The 9,616-nt window shown below is 41.8% G+C and carries 10 protein-coding genes; 8 read left to right on the top strand and 2 right to left on the bottom strand.

Going from position 1 to position 9,616, the window contains the following annotated elements:
• Positions 1–60: 60 nt before the first annotated feature.
• Positions 61–762, top strand: coding sequence for a hypothetical protein (locus tag AC5JMF_RS14310; RefSeq protein WP_495796392.1), 702 nt, complete (start codon positions 61–63; stop codon positions 760–762).
• A gap of 128 nt (positions 763–890) precedes the next feature.
• A complete protein-coding gene (locus AC5JMF_RS14315; RefSeq protein ID WP_495796393.1) occupies positions 891–2,240 on the top strand; it encodes a hemolysin family protein in 1,350 nt (449 codons plus the stop codon).
• A 104-nt stretch (positions 2,241–2,344) separates the two neighbouring features.
• On the opposite strand, the gene AC5JMF_RS14320 is transcribed toward AC5JMF_RS14315, so the two are convergent.
• Positions 2,345–2,851: an RICIN domain-containing protein gene (locus tag AC5JMF_RS14320; RefSeq protein ID WP_495796394.1), complete on the bottom strand. Its 507-nt coding sequence runs from the start codon at positions 2,849–2,851 to the stop codon at positions 2,345–2,347.
• A 424-nt stretch (positions 2,852–3,275) separates the two neighbouring features.
• On the opposite strand from AC5JMF_RS14320, the gene AC5JMF_RS14325 reads away from it, so the two are divergent.
• Complete coding sequence (locus AC5JMF_RS14325) at positions 3,276–5,006, top strand: putative bifunctional diguanylate cyclase/phosphodiesterase (protein ID WP_495796395.1); 1,731 nt, start codon at positions 3,276–3,278, stop codon at positions 5,004–5,006.
• A 255-nt stretch (positions 5,007–5,261) separates the two neighbouring features.
• The gene (locus AC5JMF_RS14330) at positions 5,262–6,689 is read left to right on the top strand and encodes a protein kinase domain-containing protein (RefSeq protein WP_495796396.1); all 1,428 of its coding nucleotides are present in this window, start codon (positions 5,262–5,264) and stop codon (positions 6,687–6,689) included.
• A 63-nt stretch (positions 6,690–6,752) separates the two neighbouring features.
• Here AC5JMF_RS14330 and recA read toward each other — a convergent pair whose 3' ends face one another.
• The gene (recA, locus tag AC5JMF_RS14335) at positions 6,753–7,826 is read right to left on the bottom strand and encodes a recombinase RecA (RefSeq protein WP_495796397.1); all 1,074 of its coding nucleotides are present in this window, start codon (positions 7,824–7,826) and stop codon (positions 6,753–6,755) included.
• A 153-nt stretch (positions 7,827–7,979) separates the two neighbouring features.
• On the opposite strand from recA, the gene AC5JMF_RS14340 reads away from it, so the two are divergent.
• From AC5JMF_RS14340 to AC5JMF_RS14355, 4 genes are all read left to right on the top strand, one after another.
• A complete protein-coding gene (locus AC5JMF_RS14340) occupies positions 7,980–8,132 on the top strand; it encodes a hypothetical protein (RefSeq protein ID WP_495796398.1) in 153 nt (50 codons plus the stop codon).
• A 31-nt stretch (positions 8,133–8,163) separates the two neighbouring features.
• Positions 8,164–8,949 (top strand): Uma2 family endonuclease, encoded by a 786-nt coding sequence (locus AC5JMF_RS14345; RefSeq protein ID WP_495796399.1) that lies wholly within the window; start codon positions 8,164–8,166, stop codon positions 8,947–8,949.
• 86 nt (positions 8,950–9,035) lie between these two features.
• A complete protein-coding gene (locus AC5JMF_RS14350; protein ID WP_495796400.1) occupies positions 9,036–9,305 on the top strand; it encodes a type II toxin-antitoxin system Phd/YefM family antitoxin in 270 nt (89 codons plus the stop codon).
• Complete coding sequence (locus tag AC5JMF_RS14355; protein ID WP_495796401.1) at positions 9,292–9,567, top strand: type II toxin-antitoxin system RelE family toxin; 276 nt, start codon at positions 9,292–9,294, stop codon at positions 9,565–9,567. Before AC5JMF_RS14350 ends, AC5JMF_RS14355 begins: the two co-directional genes overlap by 14 nt.
• Positions 9,568–9,616: the final 49 nt, after the last annotated feature.

The raw sequence follows: 9,616 nt of genomic DNA on the forward strand, positions 1-9,616 counted from the left end.
GGGTTAACAGGTTCAATCCTCTTAAATACACCAGTATTTTTCTGCAATAGCTTGTCAGCAATGAAACTAAATTCTACTGTACTTCTTACATTGATTTTATTAACCCTAATGTTGGGAGCTGGTTCTGTGAGTGCGTTTTTAGGTTTTAATCTAGGGAGTTCGGCTCTCAAAGGCATAACCACACCAGATGGTCGCCCAACAACTAAATTTGCTAGTAATAAGCCAACAAACTCTCAACAAGCAGGAGTAGCGCTCTTAAAAGAAGAAGATATCCTCAAAATAGTCAAGGCAAGAATTGAGGGTAAGACAAAAGCTGCTAAGTCAGAAAAGCTAGAGGAGGATGATGAAGAAACCAATGACACTCAGCAGAAGCCAGAGGAAAAACCTCCAGAAGTAGCCGAGGAGAAACCCCTACCAGGTTTTCCGGTTGCTGCTGAGAGTGATGGTGTAACTCTGTCTGTGCAATCTGCTAGCTATTCTGGGGGTGATTTGTTACTGAAAGTCAAAATGCAAAACAAAGGCAAGGATTCTGTGCGCTTCTTATATAGCTTTTTAGATGTTACTGATGATAAAGGAAGAACTTTGAGTGCGAGTACAGAAGGTTTGCCAGCAGAGTTACCTGCAAACGGCCCAACATTTACAGGTACAATCAGTATTCCTACAGCTTTGCTTGATGAAGTTCAGAAGATATCACTCGCTCTGACCGATTATCCTGCCCAAAAATTGAAGCTAGAGGTATCTGACATTCCTGTAGAAAGGTAGGGGAACTGGGGACTGGAGACTGGGGACTGGGGACTGGGAAATAATTTTCTTGATACCCCAATACCCAATCCCCGATACCCAATCCCCAATACCTGTGGGAGGGCGTGAGTTTTACATGAGCTTTGGCGGTGAATGGTTTTCCTGGCTTAATTTGGACAGATTTAGGGCTGCGATTGTTGTCAGTGCTACTACTGATTACTATAAATGCCTTTTTTGTAACGGCGGAGTTTTCGATGGTGAGTGTGCGGCGATCGCGCATTCACCAACTAGTTGAGGCTGGTGATATCCCAGCGATCGCGGTTGAGATGTTGCAACGCAGTATTGATCGGTTGCTATCCACAACCCAATTAGGCATTACTCTCTCTAGTTTGGCACTAGGATGGATTGGCGAAAGTACGATTGTCGTCCTGATAAATGTATGGCTTAAATCCTGGCCTTTACCCAGCCAGATGACTACTTTGCTCGCTCATTCTCTGTCAATTCCGATCGCCTTTTTCCTCATTGCTTATCTACAAATAGTTTTAGGTGAATTATGCCCTAAATCACTAGCAATGCTGTATTCAGAACAGCTAGCGCGGTTTTTAGGGCCTTCTGTAAAGGCGATCGTGCGGTTTTTTAGCCCTTTTATCTGGGTTCTCAACCAATCAACCCGTTGCCTATTGCGAATATTTGGTATTCAATATACAGGTCAAAGCTGGCGATCGCCTGTTACTCCTGAAGAATTACAAATCATTATTTCGACAGAACGAGAATCTACTGGTTTACAACTAGCAGAGCGGGAACTGCTCAATAATATCTTTGAGTTTGGGGATGTGATGGCACAATCTGTGATGATTCCCCGCACTAGCATTGCCGCCTTGCCAAAAGACGCTACTTTCCAGACATTGCTCAAGGAAATGGCTGCTACTGGTTACTCTCGCTATCCCGTGATTGGTGAATCTTTAGATGACATTCGTGGCATTGTTTACTTTAAAGATTTGGCACAACCCTTGGCTGTAGGAAAACTGACTTTAGAAACACAGATTTACTCTTGGATGCGTCCAGCTCGATTTGTCCCAGAACACACGCCCTTAAGCGAACTTTTGCCCATGATGCAGCAAGAGAAACCAGCTATGGTCATAGTAGTTAATGAATTTGGCGGTACAGTGGGGTTGGTGACAATCAAAGATGTCATTGCCGAAATTATTGGCGATGCTAGCGAAGGTGAAAGCACTGATGATTTGCTAATCCAGCAGATGCAAGATAAACAAACATTCCTGGTGCAAGCACAAATCAACCTTGAAGACCTTAACGAAATTTTGCATCTCAATTTACCTTTAACAAGAGAGTACCAGACTCTGGGGGGCTTTTTGCTGTATCAGTTGCAAAAAATTCCTGCCAAGGGTGAAACTTTTTCCTATCAAAATCTCGAATTTACTGTGGTGTCAGTTGTGGGGCCTCGCCTGCATCAAATCCAAATGCGGCGATTAGAGGATTGATATTGTGTCCAGTTAAAGACTTATCATGAATTTGTGTCAGAATACCCAGAAAGTTCAGTGCCACTTAATTCTCGATTTTATATCCAGCGATCGCTGCATTAGAGTCATCTGGCTCGAATAATTTTCCACATGACATTCGGTTGATCGACGCACTCCCATAGGGTGATTCTACCGCCATTGTCGAGAATGCCTCCGTATTGGTGCAAGCATGAGCCGATCGCAGACTGAATCTTTACATACGATCCATCAACACGAACTTCACGCCACTTTTGAGAAGATGATCCTGTACAAGTCGATTGGATGATATCAGTACCGTTTGCTGACAGTCCATTTTTCACAGTCAGGCAGAGGTCGCTATGTTTAAAACGGAGAACAAAATAACCATTGTCTGCCCATCCCCGCGTTAATTGAACATTTGGTTGATTGATGCACTCCCATTGTGTGACAAGTCCTCCGATGTTTCTAATTCCTCCATGCTGGTGTACACACTTGCCGCTATGCTTCGCTTGTATGTAGTAGCGTTGCTCCGTAAGGCTTGCAGAGACCATTGGTGCTAGTGTTGCACTTAATGTGCCAATCACAAACAAACTTACTACTATGGCACGTTTCATAATGTGAATACCCCTGCTCATTACTAACTAAGATTATGTTCTTTCATTTAATGACTGTCTATACCTAAAAAATCAGTGATTAAATGGCTAATATTTAACTGTAAAAATCTGGTTGATCTAGTCTTATTGTCGGTTGGGTGGAGTGATCGCCCTGAATTTTATCAATTTATTTAAATTATTTTTACACTAATTTTATACATATTTTTTGAGGTTTATGATAATTATTTTTATTATCAAAATAAGCTTTATCAAAACTACATATAAACTTCTATTCAATAGCTAGCAAGAGTGGGAAGCATAATTATATAACCTGAACCGAGGATATTTACGTTAGCAGCCATCCCTTTAAATGGGGAATTAAAAATACCTTTGTTCAGAATATCTAATTAGCGACTTGCTACCTTTTAATCCTCATTCACAAATTATGAAACTCAATTATAGCCTCGCCCTGTACTCGTTCTTGGCTAATTTTCGATTGCTCAGCAAAAGTTATACTGCCAAAATCATGTTAGTGGCATTTTTAGGCACTCATGTACCACTGCTGACTTTACTTTTTAGTTTTGTGATCTCAAACTCATATTCATGGGAGATGGCAATACGAGTTTTGCTCATTGCTCTTTTTGCTACGTTAGGAGGTACAGCAGCTACCCTCTACGCACTGCGTCATCTCCTGAACCCAGTAATTTTGACATCCACTGCATTACGAAACTATTTAAACACCAAAACATTACCAGAACTGCCCACAGAATTTGTTGATGAAGCAGGCACATTAATGGCTGATACCTCACAAACTCTGCATAAGTTAGATGAGTTAATTCATTACATCACCAGTTATGATAACTTGACTGGATTACCTAATCGAGATTTATTTAGAGAACGCTTGCTTCAAACCCTATTTCAACTTCAGAATAACCAGCAACTTATAGCTGTCCTTTTACTAGGGATCGATGATTTTGCTGCTATGAGTCATGCATTGGAACATGAAACATCAAATTTGTTGTTAAGAGCAGTTACTCAACGTTTGATAACCTGCATTGGTCAAACAGATGTTTTAACTTATTTAAATGGAGGCGAATTTGCGATCGCTCGTACAACTATTCCTTCTTTTGAGAATGTCATTAAGCTATCTCAACTATTGTTAAGTACGCTAGCAAAACCCTTTTCTGTAGATGGCAATCTAATTCATATTACAGTCAGTATTGGCATCACAATTAATGAGTTAGGCGAGCAAAATAGTATAGATCAATTATTACAACAAGCTCACATTGCCCTGTATCAAGCAAAGCAGCGGGGACGTAGTAAATATCATTTCTATTCCCCAGAAATTAATACTCAATTGCAAGAGCGATTGTCCTTAGAAAACGAATTACATGGAGCGCTAGAGCGTAACGAAATGCTGGTTTATTACCAACCTTTAATTGATTTGCACACTAGACAAGTTACAGCACTAGAAGCATTAATTCGCTGGCAACATCCCATTCAAGGTTTGGTTTCTCCAGCCAAGTTTATTGCGATCGCAGAAGCCAACGGCTTAATTGTACCAATTGGTGAATGGGTCTTGAGAACTGCTTGCGCCCAGAACCGTGCCTGCCAGCTGGCTGGGTTCTCTCCAATTCGCATCTCAGTGAACCTATCAGCTAGACAGTTTGAACAACCAAATTTGGTAGAAATCGTCAGCCAAATCCTTGAAGAGACAGGAATGGCAGCACACTACTTAGAACTAGAAGTAACTGAAAGCTCTTTGGTGAGCGATATTCAGCGCTCCATTAAAACTTTAGAACAATTACGAGAACTGGGCATATCGCTGGCTTTAGATGACTTTGGTACTGGTTATTCATCGCTGAACTACCTCAAGCGCTTTCCTGTTAACATGCTCAAGATTGACCGCTCATTTGTTCAAGATGTCACATCCAATCCCGATAGTGCAGCCGTTACCGATGCCATTATTGCCTTAGCTAAGAGCCTGCGATTAAATATCACAGCAGAAGGCATAGAAACTCAAGCACAGCTTGACTATCTGCAACAGCGAGGGTGTCACGAAGGACAAGGTTTCTACTTCAGTCGTCCCATACCTGCTGATAAAATTGCTCAGATACTGACTATCAGTTCTCATACAGAGTTGCCATCAAAGATAGTACAAGTTTTGCGTGGATAAAGGAAGACGCGGGGACGCGGTGAGACAGCGAGTAAAGGAGGGTTTCCCTCCGCAGGCGACTGCGTTAGCGAGCTTGCGAGCGTCACCCTTCGGGTGACGCGGAGAATAATCAATGACAAAGGACAAGGACGAAGGACAATTCCCAATTCCCAATTCCCCATTCCTAAATACAATAGAGAACCACCATAGATTATGTGTAAAAATCAAGATTAACGAATCAGTAAGTGAGCAACTCTAGGTGAAAGGGTAAATTTAATGCCGAGTCAAACGGTGGGTGGACGCTACCAAATTCTCAATCAGCTAGGAGGGGGGGGATTTGGTGCAACTTTCTTAGCTCAAGACATCCAAAGACCGGGAAGTCCGCAGTGCGTTGTCAAGCATTTTAGACCACTCTCTACTGATGCATACACTTTACAGCAAGCCAAACGTTTGTTTGATCTGGAAGCGGCCACTCTGGAAATCTTGGGAAGACACGATCAAATTCCTCAACTACTAGCTCATTTTGAAGAGGATCAAGAATTTTACATAGTTCAAGAATTTATTCCAGGTCATGATATCAGTCAAGAAATACCTCCTTTAGGCAACCCGTTGACTGAGCCTGAAGTCATTAAACTTTTAAAAGATATTTTGGAAGTTTTGGTATTTGTTCATCAAAACAACGTCATTCACCGGGATCTCAAACCTGCTAATATTCGGCGCAGGCAGCCAGATGGCAAAATAGTACTAATTGATTTTGGCGCAGTCAAACAAATTAGTACCCAAATAGCTAATTCTCAAGGGCAAACCAGTTTTACTGTTGCTATTGGTACTCATGGTTATATGCCGAGTGAACAAGCCAGTCAAACCCCGCAATTGAGTAGCGATATCTATGCAGTGGGAATTATTGGCATTCAAGCCTTAGCTGCAATTAATCCTATGGCTTATGGCACTCAAGGACTACCAAGAAATGCTGATACAGGAGAAATTGATTGGCGCAACCAAGTAGAAGTCAGCCCACAGCTAGCAGAAATTTTAGATAAAATGGTGTGCTATGACTTTCGTCAGCGTTATTCAACAGCAACTGCGGCATTGCAAGCATTAGAAACGCTAGATAAATCACCAGCTGCTAAAACCCAACAATCTTTATCACTTACACTACCACGAAAGAAACTTTTCATTGGATTAGGAATAGCTTTAGCTGTTGGAATAGGTGGGTTATTTGCATTCCAATCAACAACTCAAATATCAAATTTTTTGACATATGAAGACTCTGCTTCCGGGATAAAAATAAAATATCCCGAAGCTTGGAAATTTGAAGAGAGATTCGACCCTATTACTAAAGAATTAGTAACATTCTTGTCACCTAAACAAGGTGAAACAGATAAATATCAAGACACTGTAACAATTAGCGCTGAAGAATTTTCCGGTACATTAGATGAGTCCAAAGATGCTTTCATCAAAGAAATTAAGGACACGACACCAAGCGCTACTATTGTCGATACAAGTGATACAACTTTATTTAATAAAAGAGCTAAGCAATTAATTTTTACTAGCAAAGATGGAAACACGAATATCAAAAGTTTGCAAGTTTGGACTTTAAAAGGTAATCAGGCATATGTGATTACATATACGGCAGCAGTAGATGATTACAGTCAATTTTCGCAGACAGCAGAAAAAATGATTGCCTCATTTGAAGTTAAATAAACTGTTATCGCCAGCAACGTCAAAATTTCGGCTGGCGATCGCGCCCTTTCTCAGCACATGAACTTAATCTTCTTCTTCTAATTCGATATCTTCGTCTTCTTCACTGGCTTTCGCCACAGAATTAGCAGAAACAACCGCTCCCATATCTAATTTTTGACGCACCTGTTGCTTAATTTGTTCAGCAAACTCTGGCTTTTCTTCTAGATACTTAATGGCATTATCTCGACCTTGAGAAATGTTGTCACCGTTGTAGCTGTACCAAGCCCCCTTACGCAGCAAAACTCCTGTTTCTTCTGCGATGTCAACAAGACAACCCAAGGTAGAAACTCCCTTGCCGAAAATAATATCAAATTCCGCTACTCTAAAAGGTGGCGCTACCTTGTTTTTAGCAACTTTAACTTTGACGCGATTACCAAATTCATCAGTACCTTTTTTCAAAGTTTGAATCCGGCGAATGTCCAAGCGTACCGAAGCGTAAAACTTCAATGCATTACCACCAGTTGTAGTTTCTGGACTACCGTAAGTAACGCCAATTTTTTGCCGCAACTGGTTGATAAAAATAACAGTGCATCCAGATTTACCAATGTTACCAGTAATTTTACGTAAGGCTTGGCTCATCAACCGTGCTTGCAAACCGACGTGAGCATCACCCATCTCACCTTCTATTTCGGCGCGGGGTACTAGTGCTGCCACTGAGTCGATGACTACAATATCTACCGCCGCAGAGCGCACTAGCTGATCGACAATTTCTAAAGCCGATTCACCAGTATCAGGTTGGGAAACCAGCAAATTGTCAATATCGACACCCAAAGCCCCTGCGTAAGTGGGATCAAGGGCATGTTCAGCATCAACATAGGCAGCAATACCCCCTTCTTTTTGCACTTCCGCAACTGCGTGTAGTGCTACTGTAGTCTTACCAGAACTTTCCGGCCCATAAATCTCAATCACTCGCCCTTTGGGTAAACCGCCACCCAATGCCAAATCTAAAGTGAGCGCTCCGGTAGAAATCGTCTCTACCCGCATCCGGGTAGCGTCGCCTAAGCGCATGATTGCTCCTTTACCGAAGCTGCGCTCAATCTGGTTGAGTACTATATTCAGGGCTTTTTGCTTGCCAGAAGTATCGGTATTGATAGCCATTCCTGCCTCTATGTATATGGATTTATGGAGTGTTTAGTTGAGAGTTTGAGTAGAACAGATATACTATTTTAGTCCAGAAAATCTGAGATATGACTTCTCAAATAAAAGAAGTGTGACAAGATCCTAACTGATCGCTACTTGATTAGGGTATTCTTGCACAATGATACCAACTTGCACCCAAAGATAGCTTCTCTGGGATTGGTAAGCAAGGGACTTGACAAGAAAAAATTATTAGCACAAGCCGAAGCGGCAACTTTGAGTAAGCGATCGCTCAGCAACGGTGTAAAATCGGGTATGTTAGGCTGATACCAAAGTTAACCAAAGGTAAGTCCTAGCCATGACAGCCACCACACCACAGGATTTATCAACTGAATTAGCTGAACGCGGTTGGCGTACTGAAACTGTTATTGAACCAGACGGCAGCGAAACTTACGTTCAAATTCCCTTAACATCCGAAGAATTTCTCCACCCACAACAAGGATATCGCTTGCCCAACAGTACCTTTCATGACGATGCCGCAGGCGATGCTAAGGATATGCTAACGCGCCGTTACGCTGATGATCCAACCACGGCAGTCTTCCGTGATTTGATTATTAAATGGGGGATTCCTCATCTGAAAAATCACTGTCCAGATACTTTTGTGGTGTTTGGATTGCAAAATAAAGAGCAAATTCGCACTGAGTTTGTTGTGTCTGAAGAAGGGGTACTTCCTTCATTAATCATTGAAGTCGTTTCTCCCCATTATCGCAAAGAAGACCGACAAACCAAGGTGAAGCATTATGCTCAGGCTGGAGTGCAAGAGTATTTAATTATTGACCGACGTACACAACGCCGACAAGTAATTGAGGAAGTTCTAGGATATCGTTTGGTTGATGGACAATACTTACCGCTGACTCCAGATGATGAGGGACGTATTTTTTGCGAAACAGTGGGACTGTTAATTGGACTTCAGGATGGCCGAGTTGTGATGGAAGATGCTCAAACAGGTGAAAGGCTGCTGAATTCCCTTGAGTTAGAACAACGCGCCACCCAAGCCGAACAACGCGCCACCCAAGCCGAACAACGTGCAGCCAGATTGGCGCAATTACTACAAGCACAAGGAATTGATCCTGAGCAAATTTGACCAAATCTTAGTGCTGAATATCCTTGAAAGTAGATTTATCTAATAAAATAAATATAGTCAAAATGTCTAAAATAGTCAAAACTCTTATGCAGACCTATACTCTCACAGATGCTCGTAACAAACATGGTGAGGTTTTTGACAAAGCTGCTACTGAGCCAGTTCTACTGACCAAACAATCACGGCCTAGCCATGTAATTATCTCAGCAGAGAGCTACCAAAAATTAATTTCTCGGCTGCAAGAATTAGAGGATATGGTTTTCGGTCAAGCCGCTGAAACTGCTCTGAGTCATTCAAAAATGGTTGGTACAGAGGCTTTTTCCTCGGCATTGCAACATATAGCCAATGGCGAAACTTGATGGTCTAGCAACCGTTCTTGATTTTCTGAATGGTTTACAACCTAAAATAGCAGCACAGATTGCAAAAAAGGTTTTGGCTTTGAATGTTGAGCCTTTACCATCCGATAGTGAACAACTATCGGGCTATCAGGGTTTTTATCGAGTTGATAGTGGCGAATATCGAATCGTTTACAGGTATTTTCCTGATCAAGATTTAGTAGAAGTCATTGTAGTGGGTAAGCGTAATGATGATGATGTTTATAAAAGATTAAAGCGCTTATAAGGATGGCTAGGCTGAAAACCCTTGAGGATGTGGCACGTCATAGTGCCAC

This window comes from Desmonostoc vinosum, from assembly GCF_059505385.1.

What these genes read in the sequence shown, in the direction of transcription:
- AC5JMF_RS14310 (WP_495796392.1), top strand. Translation starts at nt 61, where the DNA reads ATGAAACTAAATTCTACTGTACTTCTTACATTGATTTTATTAACCCTA.
- AC5JMF_RS14320 (WP_495796394.1), bottom strand. Translation starts at nt 2,851, where the DNA reads ATGAAACGTGCCATAGTAGTAAGTTTGTTTGTGATTGGCACATTAAGT.
- AC5JMF_RS14325 (WP_495796395.1), top strand. Translation starts at nt 3,276, where the DNA reads ATGAAACTCAATTATAGCCTCGCCCTGTACTCGTTCTTGGCTAATTTT.
- AC5JMF_RS14330 (WP_495796396.1), top strand. Translation starts at nt 5,262, where the DNA reads ATGCCGAGTCAAACGGTGGGTGGACGCTACCAAATTCTCAATCAGCTA.
- recA (WP_495796397.1), bottom strand. Translation starts at nt 7,826, where the DNA reads ATGGCTATCAATACCGATACTTCTGGCAAGCAAAAAGCCCTGAATATA.
- AC5JMF_RS14345 (WP_495796399.1), top strand. Translation starts at nt 8,164, where the DNA reads ATGACAGCCACCACACCACAGGATTTATCAACTGAATTAGCTGAACGC.
- AC5JMF_RS14350 (WP_495796400.1), top strand. Translation starts at nt 9,036, where the DNA reads ATGCAGACCTATACTCTCACAGATGCTCGTAACAAACATGGTGAGGTT.
- AC5JMF_RS14355 (WP_495796401.1), top strand. Translation starts at nt 9,292, where the DNA reads ATGGCGAAACTTGATGGTCTAGCAACCGTTCTTGATTTTCTGAATGGT.